This window comes from Methylobacterium sp. J-030 (assembly GCF_022829545.1).
Taxonomy (GTDB): domain Bacteria; phylum Pseudomonadota; class Alphaproteobacteria; order Rhizobiales; family Beijerinckiaceae; genus Methylobacterium.
Map to the genome: position 1 here is coordinate 106,421 of NZ_JAKSYM010000410.1, position 19,063 is coordinate 125,483.

Annotated in this window: 25 protein-coding genes and 1 pseudogene; 17 read left to right on the forward strand and 9 right to left on the reverse strand. The window is 70.4% G+C overall.

Annotated elements, in window-relative coordinates; translation table 11 throughout:
* The first annotated feature begins 44 nt into the window (after window positions 1-44).
* The 4 genes from MKK75_RS35260 (at window position 45) to MKK75_RS35275 (ending at window position 4,519) form a co-directional block, all read left to right on the forward strand.
* Window positions 45-464: a PaaI family thioesterase gene (locus MKK75_RS35260; protein WP_244047114.1), complete on the forward strand. Its 420-nt coding sequence runs from the start codon at window positions 45-47 to the stop codon at window positions 462-464.
* On the forward strand, window positions 461-1,273 hold the full coding sequence (locus tag MKK75_RS35265; protein WP_244047115.1) for a VOC family protein: 813 nt from the start codon (window positions 461-463) through the stop codon (window positions 1,271-1,273). Before MKK75_RS35260 ends, MKK75_RS35265 begins: the two co-directional genes overlap by 4 nt.
* Window positions 1,270-2,793 carry a class I adenylate-forming enzyme family protein gene (locus tag MKK75_RS35270; protein ID WP_244047116.1) on the forward strand — a complete coding sequence of 508 codons (1,524 nt, stop codon included), beginning with the start codon at window positions 1,270-1,272 and terminating at the stop codon, window positions 2,791-2,793. The genes MKK75_RS35265 and MKK75_RS35270 overlap by 4 nt, the downstream gene beginning before the upstream one ends.
* Window positions 2,794-2,923: 130 nt before the next feature.
* Window positions 2,924-4,519 (forward strand): ABC transporter substrate-binding protein, encoded by a 1,596-nt coding sequence (locus MKK75_RS35275; protein WP_244047117.1) that lies wholly within the window; start codon window positions 2,924-2,926, stop codon window positions 4,517-4,519.
* 313 nt (window positions 4,520-4,832) lie between these two features.
* On the opposite strand, the pseudogene MKK75_RS35280 reads toward MKK75_RS35275, so the two are convergent.
* A pseudogene (locus MKK75_RS35280) lies at window positions 4,833-5,369 on the reverse strand (FAD-dependent monooxygenase); the annotation flags it as partial.
* 396 nt (window positions 5,370-5,765) lie between these two features.
* Here MKK75_RS35280 and MKK75_RS35285 point away from each other — a divergent pair.
* The 4 genes from MKK75_RS35285 to MKK75_RS35300 all read left to right on the forward strand — a co-directional run bounded on the left by MKK75_RS35285 (window position 5,766) and on the right by MKK75_RS35300 (window position 8,583).
* Window positions 5,766-6,917, forward strand: coding sequence for an FAD-dependent oxidoreductase (locus MKK75_RS35285; protein ID WP_244047118.1), 1,152 nt, complete (start codon window positions 5,766-5,768; stop codon window positions 6,915-6,917).
* Window positions 6,901-7,398 (forward strand): nuclear transport factor 2 family protein, encoded by a 498-nt coding sequence (locus MKK75_RS35290; RefSeq protein ID WP_244047119.1) that lies wholly within the window; start codon window positions 6,901-6,903, stop codon window positions 7,396-7,398. Before MKK75_RS35285 ends, MKK75_RS35290 begins: the two co-directional genes overlap by 17 nt.
* A gap of 16 nt (window positions 7,399-7,414) precedes the next feature.
* Window positions 7,415-7,894, forward strand: a complete 480-nt coding sequence (locus tag MKK75_RS35295; RefSeq protein WP_244047120.1) for a DUF3237 domain-containing protein — start codon at window positions 7,415-7,417, stop codon at window positions 7,892-7,894.
* Window positions 7,895-8,028: 134 nt separating this feature from the next.
* On the forward strand, window positions 8,029-8,583 hold the full coding sequence (locus MKK75_RS35300; RefSeq protein WP_244047121.1) for a TetR/AcrR family transcriptional regulator: 555 nt from the start codon (window positions 8,029-8,031) through the stop codon (window positions 8,581-8,583).
* A gap of 55 nt (window positions 8,584-8,638) precedes the next feature.
* Here MKK75_RS35300 and MKK75_RS35305 read toward each other — a convergent pair whose 3' ends face one another.
* From MKK75_RS35305 to MKK75_RS35315, 3 genes are all read right to left on the reverse strand, one after another.
* Complete coding sequence (locus MKK75_RS35305) at window positions 8,639-9,088, reverse strand: SDR family NAD(P)-dependent oxidoreductase (protein ID WP_279594329.1); 450 nt, start codon at window positions 9,086-9,088, stop codon at window positions 8,639-8,641.
* Window positions 9,089-9,099: 11 nt separating this feature from the next.
* On the reverse strand, window positions 9,100-9,834 hold the full coding sequence (locus tag MKK75_RS35310; RefSeq protein WP_244047122.1) for an SDR family oxidoreductase: 735 nt from the start codon (window positions 9,832-9,834) through the stop codon (window positions 9,100-9,102).
* Between the two features lie 109 nt (window positions 9,835-9,943).
* A complete protein-coding gene (locus tag MKK75_RS35315) occupies window positions 9,944-10,777 on the reverse strand; it encodes a helix-turn-helix domain-containing protein (RefSeq protein WP_244047123.1) in 834 nt (277 codons plus the stop codon).
* 475 nt (window positions 10,778-11,252) lie between these two features.
* Between MKK75_RS35315 and MKK75_RS35320 the strand changes: the two genes are divergently transcribed.
* A complete protein-coding gene (locus tag MKK75_RS35320; RefSeq protein WP_244047124.1) occupies window positions 11,253-11,900 on the forward strand; it encodes a thioredoxin domain-containing protein in 648 nt (215 codons plus the stop codon).
* A 100-nt stretch (window positions 11,901-12,000) separates the two neighbouring features.
* The gene (locus tag MKK75_RS35325) at window positions 12,001-12,471 is read left to right on the forward strand and encodes a hypothetical protein (RefSeq protein ID WP_244047125.1); all 471 of its coding nucleotides are present in this window, start codon (window positions 12,001-12,003) and stop codon (window positions 12,469-12,471) included.
* A 122-nt stretch (window positions 12,472-12,593) separates the two neighbouring features.
* On the opposite strand, the gene MKK75_RS35330 is transcribed toward MKK75_RS35325, so the two are convergent.
* Both MKK75_RS35330 and MKK75_RS36260 read right to left on the reverse strand, forming a co-directional pair.
* A complete protein-coding gene (locus tag MKK75_RS35330; protein ID WP_244047126.1) occupies window positions 12,594-13,250 on the reverse strand; it encodes a TetR family transcriptional regulator in 657 nt (218 codons plus the stop codon).
* A 41-nt stretch (window positions 13,251-13,291) separates the two neighbouring features.
* Window positions 13,292-13,459: a hypothetical protein gene (locus MKK75_RS36260; RefSeq protein ID WP_244047127.1), complete on the reverse strand. Its 168-nt coding sequence runs from the start codon at window positions 13,457-13,459 to the stop codon at window positions 13,292-13,294.
* Window positions 13,460-13,475: 16 nt separating this feature from the next.
* Here MKK75_RS36260 and MKK75_RS35340 point away from each other — a divergent pair, with 16 nt between their 5' ends.
* The 6 genes from MKK75_RS35340 (at window position 13,476) to MKK75_RS35365 (ending at window position 16,495) form a co-directional block, all read left to right on the forward strand.
* Complete coding sequence (locus MKK75_RS35340) at window positions 13,476-14,015, forward strand: O-methyltransferase (RefSeq protein ID WP_244047128.1); 540 nt, start codon at window positions 13,476-13,478, stop codon at window positions 14,013-14,015.
* A gap of 30 nt (window positions 14,016-14,045) precedes the next feature.
* Window positions 14,046-14,915, forward strand: a complete 870-nt coding sequence (locus MKK75_RS35345) for an SDR family oxidoreductase (RefSeq protein ID WP_244047129.1) — start codon at window positions 14,046-14,048, stop codon at window positions 14,913-14,915.
* Window positions 14,916-15,033: 118 nt separating this feature from the next.
* Entirely contained in the window at window positions 15,034-15,537 is a 504-nt protein-coding gene (locus MKK75_RS35350) for a MarR family winged helix-turn-helix transcriptional regulator (RefSeq protein ID WP_244047130.1), read from the forward strand.
* Between the two features lies 1 nt (window position 15,538).
* Window positions 15,539-15,907, forward strand: coding sequence for an antibiotic biosynthesis monooxygenase family protein (locus tag MKK75_RS35355; RefSeq protein WP_244047131.1), 369 nt, complete (start codon window positions 15,539-15,541; stop codon window positions 15,905-15,907).
* Window positions 15,908-16,021: 114 nt separating this feature from the next.
* Complete coding sequence (locus MKK75_RS35360) at window positions 16,022-16,237, forward strand: nuclear transport factor 2 family protein (RefSeq protein ID WP_244047132.1); 216 nt, start codon at window positions 16,022-16,024, stop codon at window positions 16,235-16,237.
* Window positions 16,238-16,246: 9 nt separating this feature from the next.
* Entirely contained in the window at window positions 16,247-16,495 is a 249-nt protein-coding gene (locus tag MKK75_RS35365; RefSeq protein ID WP_244047133.1) for a nuclear transport factor 2 family protein, read from the forward strand.
* 96 nt (window positions 16,496-16,591) lie between these two features.
* On the opposite strand, the gene MKK75_RS35370 is transcribed toward MKK75_RS35365, so the two are convergent.
* On the reverse strand, window positions 16,592-17,314 hold the full coding sequence (locus tag MKK75_RS35370) for a helix-turn-helix transcriptional regulator (RefSeq protein ID WP_244047134.1): 723 nt from the start codon (window positions 17,312-17,314) through the stop codon (window positions 16,592-16,594).
* A gap of 86 nt (window positions 17,315-17,400) precedes the next feature.
* Between MKK75_RS35370 and MKK75_RS35375 the strand changes: the two genes are divergently transcribed.
* Window positions 17,401-17,814, forward strand: a complete 414-nt coding sequence (locus MKK75_RS35375; protein ID WP_244047135.1) for a VOC family protein — start codon at window positions 17,401-17,403, stop codon at window positions 17,812-17,814.
* Between the two features lie 226 nt (window positions 17,815-18,040).
* On the opposite strand, the gene MKK75_RS35380 is transcribed toward MKK75_RS35375, so the two are convergent.
* Together MKK75_RS35380 and MKK75_RS35385 are read right to left on the reverse strand one after the other, a co-directional pair.
* Window positions 18,041-18,271: a hypothetical protein gene (locus MKK75_RS35380; protein WP_244047136.1), complete on the reverse strand. Its 231-nt coding sequence runs from the start codon at window positions 18,269-18,271 to the stop codon at window positions 18,041-18,043.
* Window positions 18,272-18,297: 26 nt separating this feature from the next.
* Window positions 18,298-19,050: an SDR family oxidoreductase gene (locus tag MKK75_RS35385; protein ID WP_244047176.1), complete on the reverse strand. Its 753-nt coding sequence runs from the start codon at window positions 19,048-19,050 to the stop codon at window positions 18,298-18,300.
* Window positions 19,051-19,063 lie beyond the last annotated feature (13 nt).

Below are 19,063 nucleotides of genomic sequence, written 5' to 3' on the forward strand. Positions count from 1 at the left end.
CGCGCGTCGCCGCCCCCAGTCCCGTCCGAGGAGATCCCGAAGCCATGTCCGACACCCCCCTCAGCAAGGAGCAGGTCGAGGCGCTGCTGCTGCGCGGCCCGTTCCACCAGTGGCTCGGCCTCTCCGTCGTCGCCGTCGGCGCGGGGACGATCGAGCTGAAGGCGACGTGGCGGCCGGAATGGGTCGTCAACGCCGAGCGCGGCTACGTGCACGGCGGCATCCTGGCGACGCTCGTCGACCTCACCGCCGACTGGGCGCTGGTCTCCAGGACCGGCCGGGGCGTCCCCACCGTGGACCTGCGGGTCGACTACCACCGCGCCGCGATGCAGGGTGATCTCACCTGCCGCGGCACGGTGGTGAAGTTCGGCAACCAGCTCTCGGTGGCCGAGGCGCAGATCCTCGACGAGGCGGGCCGCCTGCTCGCGAGCGGTCGCGGCGTCTACATGACGGCGCCGGCGAAATGACGGCGCCCCACCCCGTCGCCCCGGCGGACGGGACCCTCGACCACGTGGTGATCAACGTGCGGCGGCGGATGGACGAGGCGGCGGACCTGTTCGCCGCCCTCGGCTTCCGGCTCACGCCCCGCGGCCACCACTCGCTGGGCTCCATCAACCACCTGATGATGACGCCGGGCCCCTACTTGGAACTCGTGGGCGTGCCCGAGACCGGCCCGCAGCGGCCGGATGTCCTGGAGAGCCCGTCCGGCCTGAACGGGCTCGTCGTCGCGAGCCGGGACGCCGACGCGACCCATGCGCGGCTGGCGGCGGCGGGGCTCGCGGCCGGGCCGCCCGTCGCCTTCTCGCGCCCGGTCACCGTCGCGGGCCGCGAGGACGCGGCCCGGTTCCGCACGGTGCGGGTGCCGGCCGACCGGTTCCCGGCCGGCCGCCTCTACCATTGCGAACACCTGACCCCGGATCTCGTCTGGCGCCCCGAATGGCTCGACCATCCGAACGGTTTCTCGGGGATCGACGCGCTCACGATCGAGAGCCCGGCGCCGGAGGCCGACGCGGCCCTCTACGCGGCCGCGAGTTTCGCCCCGGCCGAGGCCGCGGGCGGCGTCTGGACCCTCCGGCTCGGGGAGATGCGGGTCGCGATCGTGCCGGGGCCGGCCGCCCGCTTCGCCGCCCTGGCCCTGCGCTTCCGCGGCCTCGACGCCCTCGAGGCCCGCGCGGCCGCCCTCCCGGAGGCGGCCTGGGTCCGGCACGGGCCGGACGCGGCCGAGCTGACGCTGCCGGCCTTCGGCCTGCGTCTCGCCTGCCGGGCGGCCCCATGACGCGCCCGGCCACAGGTCCGACCAATCTCGGCGATCTCGTCGACCGGTCCGGGCCGCCGGACCGGCCGCTCATCATCGGGGTCACCCCCGATGCCGAGCCCGAGGTGATGACCCGCGCCCGCCTCGACGCGATGGCCGACGCCTTCGCCCGCGGCCTCGTGCGCGGCGGGATCGCGCGCGGCGCGCGGGTCGCGATCCTCTCGGCCAACCGGCCCGACACCGTCGCCGCACTGCTCGGCGCGATGCGGGCCGGCGTGGTCCCGGTCCCGGTCAATCACAAGTTCCCGCCGGCCACGATCGCCGCCGTGCTCGCCGATTGCGGCGCGCGCCTCGTGCTCTGCGACGGTCCGCGCCGGGCGATGCTGGCGCGCTTCGGCGCGCAGGTCCCGGTCGCCGGGTTCGACGATGACGGGCCGGAGGGTTTGGCGGCCTGGCTCGATCCCGGGCCGTTCGCGCCGGTCGTGCCCGAGCCCGACGAGGCGGCGCTGGTCCTCTACACGTCCGGCTCCACGGGCCGGCCGAAGGGCGTGCGCCTCAGCCATGCCAGCCACCTCTGGGTGGCCCGGACCCGCGCCGCGGAGACGGACCTGCGCGACGACCGGTTGCTGGTCGCGGCGCCGCTCTATCACATGAACGCCCTCGCCCTGGCGCTCCTCGTCTGCGCGGCCGGCGCCACGATGGTGCTGCTGCCGCAATTCGAGGCGCGGGCCTACATCGCGGCGATCGACCGCCAGAGCTGCACGTGGCTCACCGCCGTGCCGCCGATGATCGCCATGATGCTGCGGGAGCAGGATCTCCTGGCGGCGGCCGACCTCACCGGCGTGCGCACGGTGCGGATGGGCTCGGCGCCGGTCAACGACGCGCTCGCCCGGCAGATCCGGGCGCTGCTGCCGAACGCCCGCATCCTCAACGCCTACGGGACCACCGAGGGCGGCCCGGTCGTGTTCGGCGACCATCCCGACGGCCTGCCGACGCCGGTCGCCTCGGTCGGCGCGCCGCATCCCCAGGTCGCGTTGCGCCTCGTCGGGCCGGACGCGCCGGAGACGGGCGTCCTGCAGATGCGCAGCCCCGCGATCATGCTGGGCTACCATGACCGGCCGGACGTGCCCGTGCCGATCACGGCGGACGGGTTCTACGACACCGGCGACGTGTTCCGCCGCGACGCGGACGGGTTCTTCTATTTCCTCGGCCGAACCGACGACATGTTCGTCTCGGGCGGCGAGAACATCTTCCCCGGCGAGGTCGAGCTGGTGCTGGAGCGCCACCCCGCGGTGCTCCAGGCCTGCGTGGTGCCCGTGGCGGATTCCATCAAAGGCACCAAGCCGGTCGCCTTCGTGGTCCGCAGGCCGGGCAGCGGGGTCGACGAGGCCGCCCTCAAGGCGCACGTGCTCGCCAACGCGCCGGCCTACCAGCACCCGCGCCGGGTCTGGTTCGTCGAGGCGCTGCCGCTCGCCTCGACCAGCAAGATCGACCGCGCGGCCCTGCGCCTGCGCGCCGAAGAGGCCGTCGGCGCCCGGTGACCGGCGGCGGGAACAGACCTTGCAGGTTGTGTTCGCGTGGAATGCGCCCTCGCGGAAGGCGGCCTCGCGCAGAAAGCCGCCCGGCGCGCCCATCCCCGCCCGCCTGACCCGGAAAGCCAGGAGTGCCCCCATGCTGCGACGAACCTTCCTCGGCGGTGCCGCCGCCACGGCCGCCGCGCCCTTCCTGCCGGCCCGCCCGGCCCTGGCCCAGGGCGGCCGGGCGAGCGTCCTGCGCTTCGTGCCGCAATCCGACCTGACCATCGTCGATCCGGTGACGACCACGGCCTACGTCACGCGCAACCACGCGCTGATGGTGTTCGACCAGCTCTACGGCCTCGACGCGCAGCTCACGCCGCAGCCGCAGATGGTCGAGGGGCACACGGTCGAGGATGACGGGCGGCGCTGGACCTTCCGGCTGCGCGAGGGGCTGAAGTTCCACGACGGCGAGCCGGTGCGGGGCCGCGACTGCGTCGCGTCGATCCGGCGCTGGGCGCAGCGCGACAGCCTGGGGCAGGCCCTGATGGCGCGCACCGACGCCCTGGAGGCGCCGGACGACCGGACCTTCGTCATCCGCCTGAAGCGGCCCTACGGGCTGATGCTCGAGACCCTGGCGAAGCTCGGTCCGCCGGTCCTCGTCATCATGCCGGAGCGCCTCGCCGCCACCGACCCGGCCCAGCAGATCCCCGAGCTGATCGGCTCCGGGCCGTTCCGGTTCAACACCAAGGAGCGGCTCGTGGGTGCCCGCGTGGTCTACGACCGCAATCCGGACTACCGGCCCCGCGAGAGCGGCCCCGTATCCTGGGTGGCGGGGCCGAAGCGGGTCCATTTCGAGCGGGTCGAGTGGCAGGTCATGCCGGATCCCGGCACCGCGGCCGCCGCCCTCCAGAACGGCGAGGTCGACTGGTGGGAGAACCCGATCAGCGATCTCGTGCCGACGCTGCAGGCCAGCCCGCAGATCGCCACGCAGCTCGCCTCGACGCTCGGAAACCTCGGCACCGGCGTCATGAACCACCTCTATCCGCCCTTCGACAAGCCCGCGGTCCGGCGCGTGGTCCTCGAGGCCCTGTCCCAGGCGGACTTCATGGCGGCGGCGGCCGGCGACGATCCCAAGCTGTGGCGCAAGGATGTCGGCCTGTTCACGCCGGGGACCGCCATGGCCACCGATGCCGGGCTCGACGTGCTCACCCGGCCCCGCGATCTCGCCAAGGCCAAGCGCGACCTCGTGGCGGCCGGCTACGGGGGCGAGCGCGTCGTGCTGATGTCGACGAGCGAGAATCCCGTGCTCGGCGCCCTCGGCGAGATCATGCACGACCTGCTCCAGCGCCTCGGGATGAACGTGCAGTACGTCGTGTCCGACTGGGGCACCCTCGTCACGCGCCGCGCCAGCAAGGCGCCCCCCGATCAGGGCGGCTGGAACATCTTCAACACCACCTGGACCGGCCTCGACATGGCCAATCCGGTCGTGGAGCAGGTCCTGCGCTGCGGCGGTCCGAAGGGCTTCTTCGGCTGGCCGGACCTGCCCGAACTGGAGAGCCTGCGCGAGGCCTGGATCGAGGCGCCGGACCCGGCGGCGCGCAAGGCGATCGCGGCCAAGATGCAGACCCTGGCGATGCGCGACGTGCCGTACCTGCCGACCGGCCAGTACTTCTACCGGACGGCCTTCCGGCGCGACCTTCAGGACGTGGTCGACGGCCAGTTCGTCTTCTGGAACGCCCGCCGCGCCTGACGGGCAGCGTATCCGGGCCGTCCGTCGTGCTCCGGCGACGCGCCGTTGCCAAGGGCCCAGGCGCGCGAGCCTCGAATGCGCGAAGGCACAGGCCGAATTCTAAGACCACCTGCTGCCAATCGGATTGCCCCTCGGGCCGCGGAGATCGAGCAGGCGAGTTACCACGCGCCCGATCTACATCGGGCTCCGCTCCGCCTCGAGGATGCATTCCGCCGTTCCAGTCAGGGCGTCGCGTCGGCCCGACATCGGGACTGTCGCCGCCGGTGAAGCCGATGCCGGCGGCCTTGCGCACCACACTGCGGACGCCATCGGAGCCGACGCGCCAGCGGCCCCGGAACGATCGGCCGCCGGCCTGGACGACCACCGACCCATCGATCTGCGTGAAGCCTTCGTCACCCGCGCCTCGCAGGACCGCATCGCCCGTCGCCTCCACTCGCGTGGCCGGAACAGTCTCGATGCTCGCCAACTCCGCGGCGAGGCTGCTTACCGGGCCGGGCCGGCGGTCGGGCCAGCGCGCGGTATCGATCCGGTCGTGGAAGAAGTGGATGCCGGCGAAGTGACCGCCCGGAGGGCGGGCTTGCGTTCGGAAATGCGCCGTTCCGGGCGTGGCGAGGCTGGCCGCGCAGGCCGCGATCGCGTCCAACAGACCGCGGCGGTCGAGGCTTTCGATCGTCGGGACGGACAGGCCGCGCAGCCCGAACGGCGCGCGCTTCAGCGGCGCCGACGGATCACCCGCTCGTTCGAGGACCAGCACCGGGCAGCCGGGCAGAGATAGCGCGCAGGCGAGGAACAGGCCCATGGGACCGGCGCCGGCGATGATCGTGTCGTCGAGCGTGGTGGATGCGGACATGGTCGGGCTCCAGGGTCGTTGTTCGACCGGAGCGTTTCCCGACACCGGGACCCGCGCGGACGAACGGGTGGACGCGCAAGGGCGTCCTTCGTTCGTCGCGGGGATCTGCGGCACGGGGCCAAAGACCAGAGCGTCCGTCACCGGAAGGACTTGGGCTTACCAGAACCAGTCTGCCTGTTCCGACATGGCCCGCTTGGCGCGAGAGCGACCGGGCGGCAACGCCCAAGCTATAGCGGCATGCGGCATCCTGGCACACAGACCGGCCAGAACTTATACACCAGTGTACGGTTATCGATCGGTCACAGCAGCAAAACCCGCGACGCCAGTTTCCCCATCACGCATCGCCAGCCCGGCGAGCGGATGATGCGTCGCGCGCTCAGACACCGGAGCCTTGCGATGAAAAATTGCCACGATCTGCAAGCCGACGGCCGCGTCGCCATCGTCGGCGCAGGACCCGCCGGCCTGACCCTCGCACATCTGTTGCTCAGGCGCGGCTTCCACGTCAACGTGTACGAGCGCGACGCCTCGCGGGAGGCGCGGTCTCAGGGCGGCAGCCTCGATCTGCGGGCCGATGGCGGTCAGCGTGCGATGGCGGCGGCGGGACTGCTCGATGCGTTCCAGGCCGGGTCCCGCGAGGACGCCAAGGCGTTCCGGATGCTCGACCGAACCGGAGCAGAGATGCCCGACGCGGGCGGTGACACGCACCAGGATGCCGGCCCCGAGATCGATCGCGGCGACCTTCGCAGCCTGCTCCTCGACGCGCTCCCGGCCGATGTCCTCCACTGGGACCACCGGCTGGCGGCCGTGCACGAAGCGGGCGACGGGCGTTGGCGCTTGGCGTTCTGTGATCGCGAGCCCGTGGTCGCCGACCTGGTTATCGGCGCCGACGGTGTAGGATCGCAAGTGCGCGCGCGTCTGACCCCGGTCCAGCCGGCCTATACCGGCATCACCATGGTGACCGCCAACATCCGCCGCGACCAGTGGCGTGGCTCGCGCCTGTCCGAGATCCTGGGCGAGGGTTCGGTGATGTTCGCCGGCAGCGGCAAGACCGTCTTCGTGCAGCGCTGCGCCCGCGACGCGATCATGCTGTATTACTCCCTCGAGGTGCCGCAGGACTGGCCCGCCGGCGAGACCTTTGATCTCGCCGATACCCAGGCCGTCATCGCAGCGGTCAGAGCCGCCTACGCGGACTGGTCACCCGAGGTGATGGAGATGGTCACACAGGTCGAGGGCGACCTGCAGCGCTGGCCGATCTCGGTCCTGCGACCGGACCACCGTTGGGACACGCAGTCCGGTCTGACCATTCTCGGGGATGCCGCCCATGCCATGCCGCCCTTCACCGGCAAGGGCGTGAACCTCGCGCTGCTCGACGCCCTCGAACTCGCCGACGCCCTGACGGCGGATCCCGCAGCCGGGATCGTGGAGGCGGTGGCGGGCTTCGAGCGTGGCATGCAGGCGCGCACCCGCATCGAGACCGGCGCCTGCCTGGAGGTCGGCAAGCAGATCTACGGCCTGGAGATGGAGTTCGACGATGCCCGGCCGGCCTGACGCGAGCCCGGCGGCGGCTGCCTCCGTCCTGCCTGCCGGCGCGGACGACCCTGTCGCCATCTCCGACGCGCCGCTGCGTTTCGCAGCCGGCGTGGATGCGGGCGAGGCCGACCTCATCGGTTCGGCCTTCGCTGAGGAGGCGACCGTCGATTCCGCTCCGTGTGGCCGCATGCTCGGACTCGACTTTCCGCCCCTCGAAGGGCGGGAGGCCATCGTCGGCTTCCTCTCCGCGACCGCGCGGACACGGATCACGACGCCTGGGGTCACCAACCTGCGCGCCCACCGCGTCGGAGAGATGGCGACCCTGACCGCGCTCGTCACGGCGACGCACATGCTGCGCGACGCTCCCAACCGTCGCTTCTGCATGATGAGCCGCTACGCGGCGGACCTCGTCCGGGACAGCGAGCGCTGGCGCATGCGCCGGATGGTCATCGCCGGGGCATGGTCCGACGGCGAGGCCGGCGTGCTGCTGGCGCGGTGAAACCGGGAGGCCGGCGATGGATGATCACACCCTCATCCTGACCCATGCTTTCACCTGTCGCGTCACCTGCGGCGAGGTTTTTGAGATCGGCGCCGGGCCGCTCGGCGAGCGCCGTTGCTACACCATGACCGGCGGGCGCATCGACGGGGACCGCCTCTCCGGCGACCTCGTTGGGCCGGGAAGCGACTGGATGGTCACGGAGCCCGACGGCCTGATGCGGATGGACGTGCGCCTGCTCCTGCGCACGGATGACGGTGCGCTGGTCGCGATCCGCTACTTCGGGCCGGCCGAATCCAGCGACGCCATGCGGCGGGCGTTGGCCGCCAACCAGCCCACCGGCTTCGCCGACCAGGCGATCCGCACCCACTGGCTGCTGGAGACGGGTGACCCGCGCCATGCCTGGGTCAACCGGACGGTGTTTGTGGGCAAAGGCCGCGTCTGCCCGGCGGGACCGGAGACGATGGGCTTCGAGCACCGGGTCTACCGAGTCGAATAGGCGAACGAGGATGGCTTGGGGCCGCCGTCAAGCCAGGCTGTTGCGCTCGAGCGTGGAAACCGCGATTGCCGTGAGCAACCGGCCACGCGCCCCTCGGTTTGCGTGATGCGGCGGCTCGGGCGGCGACGGAGCGGATGCGCAAGGACGCGGAGCGGAACAGGCGGAGGCTGATCGAGGCCGCCGGCGCGACCATGCGCGAGAGCGGCGACGACGTCCCGATGGAGGCGATCGCCGAGCGGGCGGGCCTGACGCGCGGCACGCTCTACCGCAATTTCCCCCACCGCCAAGCCCTCTACGAAGCCGTGCTGGAGAACGATCTGGCCGAACTGATGGCCCGCATCGCCGAGGACGGCGAGGCCGACCCGTTGGCCTTCATCCGCCGGATGACCGAGCTGATGTCGGTCTACGACAAGTTCCTCGTCGCCCTGAGCGACATGGAGGACTACGACTTCGCCGCCAACCAAGACCGCATGGTGAAGGCCCTGCAAGGCCCCCTGGATGCCGCCAAGGCCCGCGGGGCGCTGCACCCGCAGCTCACCGGCGAGGATATCCTCCTCGCCTGCCGGATGCTGGCGTCCCCGCTCCATCTCGACGGCGAGCCGGACCGGGCGAAGGCGCTCGATCGCCGCCTCGCGCTCATGCTCCGGGGGCTCGGCGGCCCATCTCCGGGTCCCGGGGGCCAAGCCTGACACCCGCTGTCCGCACAGGGCTCCCCGTGACCTCTGAAGCGGAGACACTGTGCATCTACGCAGCTTCCCCGTGGCGGCCGTGCGGTCGCAGGAGCTGCGGGTACCCGACGCGGGGGAGGAACGCGCTGCGCACGCGATCCATGACCGCGAACGCCACTGCTGCGCCGTCATCCGCCGGATCGACGAACACCCGCAACGGACGGCGGCCGAACGGGCGGCCGACGATCTCCCCCACCGCCCGGCCGACCGCGCCGGGATCGGCCTCGGCGGGGACGGTGCCGGCCAGCGCCGCGACGGAGCTCTCGTCCTGCACGTCGAGGGTGATCGTGCGCAGGTCGATGCGATGTTGCCGGGCATAGTCCGCGTTCCGCGCGGCCTCGGCAACATTCTTGCCGTCGGCGTCGCGCATCGAGGCGTAGGCGATGTGTCCGGCTCCGGCGAGGTCCCGGGCGATCATCCGCCCGAACCCGCTCGATGCACCGGTGACGAGGGCGACGAGCGCCATGATCCGCCTCCTCAGACAGCGCCGCCGTTGGCGCGGAGCACCTGCCCGTTCACCCAGCCGCCGTCGGGCCCGACCAGGAACGCGATCGCGGCGGCGATGTCGGCGGGCTCGCCCAGGCGGCCGAGCGGGATCATCGTCGTGACCGCGGCCACCTGCTCCGCGGTCTTGCCGTCGAGGAACAGGCGCGTCGCCACCGGTCCGGGCGCCACGGCGTTGACCGTGATCCGCTTCGGGCCGAGCTCCTTGGCGAGGATATGCGTCATCGCCTCGACCCCGGCCTTGGTGGCGGCGTAGACGCCGTAGGTCGGTTGGTAGAGGCCGACGACACTCGACGAGAAGTTGACGATCCGGCCGCCCTCGCGGATCCGCCGCGCGCCCTCACGCAGCCCGTTGAAGACGCCCTTCAGGTTCACCGCGATGTGCCGGTCGAACACGGCGTCATCCGTCTGGGCGATGGGCGACAGCGTCATGATGCCGGCATTGTTGACGAGCGCGTCGACCCCGCCGAACGCCTGCTCGGTCTCGTCGAAGAGCCTAGCTATCGCGGCGGGGTCGCCGACATCCGCCCGGATCGCGATGGCCCGGCCGCCCGCCGCGGTGATCCTCTCTGCGAGCGCCCGCGCGGGGGCCTCGTCTCCGGCGTAGTTGACCGTGACCGCGAAGCCGTCCCGTGCCAGCCGTTCGACGACGGCCGCGCCGATGCCTTGCGACGACCCCGTAACGATCGCGACCCTCTCCGCCGGCATGTCCGTTCTCCCCCCGAGGCCACCGACGACCGAGGCCTTCACGCTCGGACATGATCGGTTGAGGGCTTTGGGCCAGGGCCGGGCGAGCGGTTTCGCGCGTCCACGATACTCAATCGCGCGCGCGCGATGATGGCGTGGTGCGATACGCGCGGGGCGTCATACCTGCGTGCCGCAGGAAGGCGGCGGCGAAGGCGGCAGGGCGGGTGTAGCCGCAGGCCCGGGCGACCTCGGCCACCGGGAGGTCGGTCGTGCGCAGGAGGCGGCGCCCGGTGTCCATCCGCATCGCCGTCAGGCGGGCGCAGGGCGTCTGCCCCGTCCGCTCGCGGAAGCGCCGGCCGAAATGATGCACGCTGATGCCCGCCTCGCGGGCGAGCTGGCCCAGGGTCAGGGATCGTTCGAGGTTGGCGCTCATGTACTCCAGGACGCGCGCCAGCCGCCTGTCCCCGATGAGTTCCGGCTCGCGGGCCTCGTCGGCGTCGCACCACCCGGCGTGGTGGGACAGCAGATGGGTGGCCAGCCACCGGCCGGTCTGTTCGGCGTAGAGGTCCGGTGCTCCGGCCCCGAGCGCATGCAGGAGAGCCACGGCGCAGGCCGCGATGGCCGGATCGCGAAACACGAGCGACGAAAGGGGTCGCTCCGCGGTGGTTACCCCCGCGCGGCGGTACTCCTCCGCGACGTCGGCGATCAGATCGTGGGGGAGGTAGAGGTGGACCGAGCGGAACGGATGGTCCGCGCCGGCGGTACTCCAGCGCATACGGGTCGTCTCGCCGGGTGGGGTGAGACCCATCGCGCCCGCTTGGTAGACGGCCGTCCGCCACAGGCCACGCCCGGCCACCGCGATACGGTGTACGCCGGAGGTGGCGACCACGAGGGTGAGGTCGGGGGTGCGATGCGTCTCGAAGACGTCGCTGTGACCGCGCCCTTCATGGTGATCGAGCAGCAACGCCGTCCATCCGGCATCCGCGCTCGACCGCAGAAGGTCATTGGGTTTCGCTCCGGCACAACGGGCGCTGGCCGGCGCAAAACGAGGGGGCGTCATCCCGCGAACCGTCGGCGCATCGGGCGTCCTCGGCAAGGTCGATCGTGATGCCACGCAGCCCGTAACCCGGGACGGTGCCCTGACCGGCCAGTTTCATGCTGCCCGGCGCCTGGAGGACCTGAAATCCCCTCGGCCTTCGGGAACACGGCGGACGGGCTGCGGACGTCGTCGATGGTGCCGAGGGTGATGCCGTCGATCATGTCCCAAGGATACGTCGCCGAACCGCTCCGGCAACGCGAAAACGGAAGCTGCAATACAACGTTACATACCTCCGGTGGGGCTACAAGATGATACGTCCCGGCCGCCCTCTGTCATCAGGCGGAAGCCACCGGGCTCGAACGTGAAAGCCTTGCACCGGCAGAGTGAGCGAGGTGGCCGCATGACGACCGGGATCTGCCCGCAAGGCCATTTGGTCACCCGTCGAAGCCCGCTGGTCGGCGCGATGATGGGCCCGGCCTTCGCGTCCGGCTGCAAGCGGACGGCCTCCGTGGACGATCCTGCGATGGCGGGACCGCTGGGCGAGATCTGGATCGCCGCGCCCGAGGCCAAGGTGACGTTCATCGAGTATGCCGCCGTGACCTGCACCCACTGCGCGGCCGTCCACAGCGAGGTCTGGCCGGGCATCAAGGCACGCTGGATCGACACCGGGCGGACGCGCTTCGCCCTGCGCGGATACCCGCTGACCCCACTCGGCACCGCTGCCTTCATGCTGGCCCGCGCCGATGGGGGCAGGAACGACTACCCGATCACGGACCTGCTCTTCGAGAGGCAGAGGTTCTGGGCTTTCGTCGACAAGCCGCTCGACGCGATGCGCGATCTCCTCCGGCAGGCTGGATTCCACAGGGCCAGGTTCGATGCCGTGCTGGCCGACCAAGCCCTGTACGAGCAGGTGAACCGCGTGCAGGCCGGGGCGATGAAGGTCCTGAACGTCCACACGACGCCGATCCTGTACCTCAATGGCGACCGACACGAGGGCGCGTTGCCCGCCGACGCGTTCGACGCGATCGCCCGAAAGCGATCGGGCTAGGGTCGGGAACGCGCGATCCGGCGCCCCAGCAACAGTCTTCGAGTGAATGACGTGGCGCCGCCGAAGTGTCCGACCAGCGCCGCGACCTAAGGAAATCGAGATGACGAAGTGGGAAAAGCTGCGTTCGGCTTCTGCGGCGATGCTTGTCGGCATGGCGGCCGGGATGCATCCAGCGATAGCTGGCGAGCCGCAATCTTCCTTCACCGGCCATTGGCGCGTCGCGAGGGTCGCGGTCTCCGACCTCGGCGTCCAGGCACTCGTGGACGACGATCCGAGCCTGATGGGCAAGCGCCTGACCTTTACGTCGGCCCGGCTGGCGTGGGACCAGACACCATCGACCGGCGACGTGCGCGCGGGCCCCGATTTCCAGCCGCTCGAACGGTTGCCGTCGGACGCGCAACCCGAGCTCCGCAAGCTCGGCATGCACCGGCCAGTCGCCTACGTGGTCCATTGCCAGACCGGCACATGGGGGCCCGGCCGTGATCCGGTCATCTACCGGGGTGCGGCAGGGGCTCTCGCCCTGCCTTGGTATGACGGTGCGGTGATGATGCTCGTACGCGAGCCCGGCTAGCAACCGCCCGCCGACGGGCGGATGCCGTGAACCGAGTCGCGCGCGTCCGCTCGCCCGGTCTCCACCCAGTCCTGTTCACGCCCCTCGGAGCCCGCTTTGCCAGCGGTCAACTGGTCACGCGTTCACGGCCTGATTGCCGGGGCGGATCGGGGCTGCGCCAGGCCTGAGAGATACGCGCTCAGCATGTCGGCCATCCCATCCGCGTAAGCGGCGATCTGGTCGTCGCGCAGCGCCCTTTCCGAGATCGCTTCACCCACGGCACTCAGCGTCATGGCGATGAGGTCGCCCGCGATCCGGCATGCGGGTTCCGTCAGGTCAGGGACGGCCTCCCGCAGGAAGGCCTGGATGGCACGGGTCCCTGCCGCGCGCGGCTCCTCGGCCTCCGGGGCGTCTCGATAGAGCGGGGCCGCGTCGCCGAGTGCCACGCGCATGGCGGCCTCCTCGCACTCCGAGCGGACGAAGGCATGGACCGTCGCGCGGAGGCGCTCCTGTGGTGCGCGGGTCCGATCCTCCAGCAGCCTGCGCAGCAAGGCGGTCGTGTCCCGCCACTCGTCGGTCTGGAGCTGGAACAGGATCGCCGCCTTGTTGGGAAAGTATTGGTACAGCGAACCGACGCTGACCCCCGCCCGCTCCGCGACCCGCGCCGTGGTGAAGCGCCGGGCGCCGACCTCCGCCAAAACCTGAATCGCCGCCTCCAGGATGGCCGTCACGACGCTCGCCGAGCGGGCTTGCTGCGGCTGTTTTCGCCTGGAAATCCGGGGGCTTGCGGGAGCGGTCATCGACGGCACCGGGAATGCGAATAGCGAACGCGAACCATTCGTCATATTTTGCCGGTGTTCAAGTCGAACGGGAATGACTGCGGGTTCAAAACAATGTCATCTTCTATTTCCTCCATCATCGCGTCGCCTTTGGCGCCGTTGATCAGCCGTCTGTTCGTCGATGCGGACGCATCGTCGCCGCTCGATGCTGTGTCCGACCTCTCGGTCACGGAGCGTGACCGCCTGATGCAGAGCAAGACCGAGTATCGTGACTTCTACGGCCGCCTGAAGGACATGCCGCTCGCCGTCTCGCGCGAGACCGGCCGCCTGCTCTACATGCTCGCCCGGGGGGGCCGCGCGCGCACCGTCGTGGAGTTCGGCACCTCGTTCGGCCTCTCGACCCTACACCTCGCCGCGGCTTTGCGCGACAACGGCGGCGGGCGGCTCATCACCAGCGAGTTCGAGCCCTCGAAAGTGGCGCGCGCCATGGCCAACCTCACGGCCGGCGGCCTCATCGACCTCGTGGAGTTCCGCGAGGGCGACGCCCTCAAGACCCTGGCCTTCGATCTGCCCGAGAGCGTCGACCTGCTGCTCCTCGACGGCGCCAAGGCGCTCTATCCGGAGATCCTGGACCTGGTCGAGGGCCGGCTGCGCCCGGGTGCCTTCGTGGTCGCCGACAACGCCGACCACAGCCCCGACTACCTCGCCCGCGTCCGCGACCCGGCCCGGGGCTACCTGTCCCTGCCGTTCGGCGAGGACGTCGAACTCTCGGTCCGCCTCGCCTGAGCGGCCCATCCGACATCGGGAGATGGACTCATGCACGTCTTCGTCACCGGGGCGACCGGATGGGTCGGCTCGGCCGTCGTGGCCGACCTGCTCGCGGCCGGCCATCGGGTCACGGGCCTCGCCCGATCCGAGCAGAAAGCCGCCGCCCTGGCGGCCTCGGGTGCGCAGGTCGTCCGCGCGAGCCTCGACGACCATCCTGCTCTGCACGAGGCAGCCGGGGCGGCCGATGCCGTGATCCACACGGCCTTCGACCACGACTTCTCGCGCTTCGCGGACAACGCGGCGCAGGACCAGCGGGTGATCGAGGTTTTGGGGTCTGCCCTCATGGGCTCAAACCGGCTGCTCCTCGTCACCTCGGGCCTGTCCGGGCTGCCCCGCGGCGGCACGGAAACCGATGGACCAGCACCCGTCTCCCCGCGTCGGTCGGAGGCGGCGGCGATCTCGCTGGCCGAGCGTGGTCTGCGCGCCGCGACGGTGCGGTTGGCCCCGTCCGTCCACGGGATCGGCGAGACACACGGCTTCGTCCCGATGCTGATCCGCAAGGCACGGGAGACCGGCGTGTCGGCCTATCTCGCCGATGGGCGGAACCGCTGGTCCGGCGTGCATCGCCTCGACGCGGCCCGCCTGTTCCGGCTGGCGCTGGAGCACGGCGTGACGGCCTCGGTCTATCACGCGGTGGCCGAGGAAGCCCTGCCGTTCCTGGACATCGCCACGGCCATCGGCCAGCGTCTCGGCCTGCCCGTCGAACCGCGGGAGCGCGAACATTTCGGCTGGTTCGCCGCCATGGCCGGCGCCGAGATGAGCGCCTCCAGCGCCCGGACGCGGGCATTGCTCGGCTGGCACCCGACCGGCCCCGGTCTCCTCGCCGATCTCGAACATCCGGGTTACGGCGCCGGGTAATCCTGTCCGCTGGGACCGCCGTAAGCGTTCACGCCAGTCGATGGGCCCTTCCCAACGAGCGAAATTTGACAAAATCTTGTCATATTGACGAATGGCTACAAATGCCTATCCTCGGTTCATGGCAAAGGGACCGCCCGCCGAACCGAAGTCTCGCCTGCGCCGGGCCTATGTCGGCCTCGTGATCGAGGTGTTTCGCCTCAACGGCGACCAGCTCGCCGTCGGGAATGCGCTCGGCGCCGACCTTGGACTGACCAGCGCGCGGTGGCAGGTCTTGGGCGCCATCTCCCTCTCCCCCGTGCCGCTGCCGGTGGCCCACATCGCGCGCAACATGGGCTTGGCCCGTCAGGCCGTGCAGTATTCCGTCGACGAGATGCGGGCGGACGGCCTCGTCCGCCTGGAACCCAATCCGCACCACAAGCGCGCCATGCTCGTGGCGATGACCGAGAAGGGTGAAGCGGCCTATCGCGAGGCGAGCGAGCGCCACGGACGCTGGGCCGAGACCTTGATGGCCGATCTGCCGCCGGAGCGGATCGAGGCCGCAAGCGAGCTGCTGCGCGAGGTCCAGCGCCGCATCGCGCGTTCCACCGCCACTCCGGCCACCACCGGGATCAAGGAGACCTGAGATGCCGAAGTTCGTCGAGATGGGCCGAGCCGTGACGCTGGGCGATCAACTGAAGTCCGAGGAAGGACCGGTGGTCCTCATCAACACATTCGTCGTGTCCCCGGAGGATGCCGACAGGTTGCTCGAAGTCTGGACGGGTGACGCCGGCCTCATGAAGGCGCAGCCGGGCTTCATCTCGACGCAGCTGCATCGCGGCATCGCGGGGAGCGGTGTCTTCCTGAACTACGCCGTCTGGCAGTCGGTGGCTCACTTCCGGTCCGCGTTCTCGAACCCCGAGTTCCAGGCCAAGCTCGCCGACTACCCCGAGGGCGTGACGATCAGCCCGCACCTGTTCACGAAGGTCGAGATCCCCGGCATCTGCACCGCCTGACCGGGAGCGACGACAGCAACGGCGCCATGTTCGACGGCGCTGGGCGGACGACCTTGTGCCGCTTCCGGGATACCTCGGTGGCGGCAAAGCGCTCGGGATCGAGGGAGTGAACCGATGGATCAATCCGCCCTGCAGAGATTCGTCGACGAGGCGATGATCCGCAACGTGATCGCCCGCTACGCCGACATCGCCACCCGGGCCGATTACGAGAGCTTTCATAGCCCCTGGACAGACGACGGCGAGTTCGTCATCGGCGAGGCGCCGAAGGGGCACCATGCGACCGGACCGGCGGACACCGTCGCCCTGTTCCGCGAGCTGCGCGCCGGCTAGACGTTCTTCGTGCAGTTCGCGCTGCCGGGCGTGATCGACCTCGACGGCGATGAGGCGACCACCCGCACGTTCATCCATGAGAGCGCGCAAGGGCCTGACGAGACCTGCTACCGCTGCCATTGCATCGCGTTCGACCGGTTGCGGCGGTCGGGTGAGAACTGGCTCTTCAGGAAACGGTCCTTCCAATACCTGTGGCTCGACACCGGGCCCTTCTCCGGCAACGGATTTCCGCTCTTCCCGACTCGATCCGACGACTGACCTCCTGCGGCGGGCGAGGCATCGGGACCGTCGTGAAGTAGGGCTGCCGGTTGCAGGCGTCCCGCGAGCGTTGGGTCCTGCAGCGGAGGGGCGGCCTCACCGGTCATGGGGACCGTGCGAGGTCGCCGGGCTCGCGTCCTCCTGCCTGAGCTGTTCGAGATAGGCCCGTAGAAGGGAAGCCCGCCGCGGGCGGAAGCTGCCGGCGCCGGTGCGGGCGTCGCGGATGCGGTCCAGCCGGAACATGCGGAACGCCGCGCGCAGTTGGCACCACGCCAGGACGACCGAACGCCGCTCGGTGTACACGATGGCGAGCGGCAGGATCGTGCGCTCCGTGTCGGCCCCGTGCTCGTCCGTGTAGTGGAGAGTGAGCCTCTCCTCCCGCCAGCAGGCATCGCGGATCAAGGCCGTGTCCGGGGTCGCGGCATGCCGGGCCTCGGGCCGGTAGACCTTGGACACGGCATGCAGCAGGTGCCGCTCGCGCTCGTCGGTGAGCGTGGCGGCAACCTTGGCCAGCACCGAGGCCGAGGCCCGCGCGAGGTCCGGATCGCCCATGGCGCCGACGGCGGCCATGCCGATCGCCAACGCCTCGATCTCCAGGCGGTCGAAGGTCTGGGGCGGCAGCGCGACGTCCTCGGTCAGCCGATAGCCGTAGCCCCGCTCCCCCTCGATCCGCGCCCCGGCCGCGCGCAGGCTGTCGATGTCCCGGTACAAGGAACGCACCGACATGCCCGTCTCCTCGGCGAGGCGCCGGGCGGTGAGCGGGGGCGGCATCACGCGCATGGCGTGCAGCAGGCGAAAGAGACGGTCGCTCCGCGCCATCGCGCAACTGCCGGGTTCTGTCAGTTGGGTGTTGGTACAGTCCGGTCGTGGGGCTGGCAACGCCCCGACCGGAAGCGGAGGCGACCATGACCGTACAGGTGACGACGCACCTCAACTTCGACGGCCAGGCACGGGAGGCGCTCGCCTTCTACGCCACCGTCTTCGGGGGCGAGCCCACCCTCGTCACCTACGGCGAGCTGGCCGGCATGACGGACCCCAAGCAGGCGCAAAAGGTCATCTGGGGGCTGGTCGCCTCCGAGGCCGGCTTTCGCATCATGGCCTACGACGTTCAGCCCGAGCGCCCGTGGCATCCCGGCGAAAATCCATTCTACGTCTCCCTGCGCGGCTCATCCCAGGACGAGATCACGGCGTACTGGGACGGCCTCAACGCGGGCGCGACCGTGCTCCAGCCCCTCGGACCCTCGGCGTGGTCGCCCCTCTACGGCATGCTGAAGGACCGTTTCGGGGTCACCTGGGTCGTCGACATCGCCCCGGTCTGAGGCGGATCGGCATTTCGTCACGCAGTCGACCAGCCTACATGGGAGATCGCGACGGTGATGACGTCAGGCCTTATGTCCGCTTCCCGAAGGTTTGGACGATCTCGCGAATGCCTCAAGAGGGTCGCCATCGGAAGGACCGCTCGGGGTCGTTTCCTGCTGGCCTGCCCTCAGGCACTAAATCCGAGACGCGGACGCGTGTGAGGCTGCATCTCGATCCCCGCTCAGGTCATCCTGATGCCTGTTCTCCCAAACTGGCGACATGCTCGTCTGCCGCGAGTTGCGATACCTTCGCATCGACGTCGGCGAGGGTCGTCAGGTTTTGAAAGTCGACGACTGAAGGTCTCTGTCGGACCGGAACGCCAAGCTTGAGAGCATCGGTACCGGGGTCGCGGAACCGGATGCAGCCATGTCGGCGGACTTGGTCGAGCCGACGGCAGGCCGATACGTTCGGCGACATGCCGAACGTATCCCTCGTCGGCCCGTTCACCCGTTCAGCATGCGACCGCCGTCGACCACGATTTCGGCCCCCAAGGTCCAACGGGCCTCGTCGGACGCGAGATAGACGACCGCATCGGCTACCTCCTCCGCGGTTCCGAACCGGCCGGCGGGAATGCTCGAACGGATGTCCTTATCCACCTGCGCACGGTAGGCGTCCGGGATGCCGAGCTTGTCGTAGAGCGGCGTCCGCACGGGGCCGGGGCTGACCGCGTTGAAGCGGACAGCCCGACCGAGCAGTTCCGTCGAAAGCGTCTTGCCCATGGTGAGGAACGCCGCCTTGGTCGCGGCGTAGACCGAGGAGCGCGCCGCGCCGACATGGGCGTTGATGGACGTGTTGAGCACCACGGACGCCGGATCGGCGAAGACCGGCAGCAGGGCCTGCACGAGGAAGAACGGACCCTTGACGTTGACGGAAAACGACCGGTCGAACGCGTCCTCGGTCCAGTCCTCGACCGGCTGCCAGACGGCGATGCCGGCGTTGAGGAAGGCCACGTCGAGGCGACCGTACTCGGCTGCGACCCTGGCGGCCAGCTCCCGCTGGGCGTCGACGCTCCCGGCGTCGGCGGCCAGCACGGTGACGTCGCGGCCAAGCTCGTCCTGCGCCCTGGCCAAGCTGTCCGGGGCGATACCCGTCACGATGACCCGGGCACCCTCCTCAAGGAAGCGCTTGGCCGTCGCCAAGCCGATGCCGCTCGTGCCGCCGGTGATAAGCGTGCGTTTGCCTGTAAGCCGGGCCATGCCGGTGCTCCAT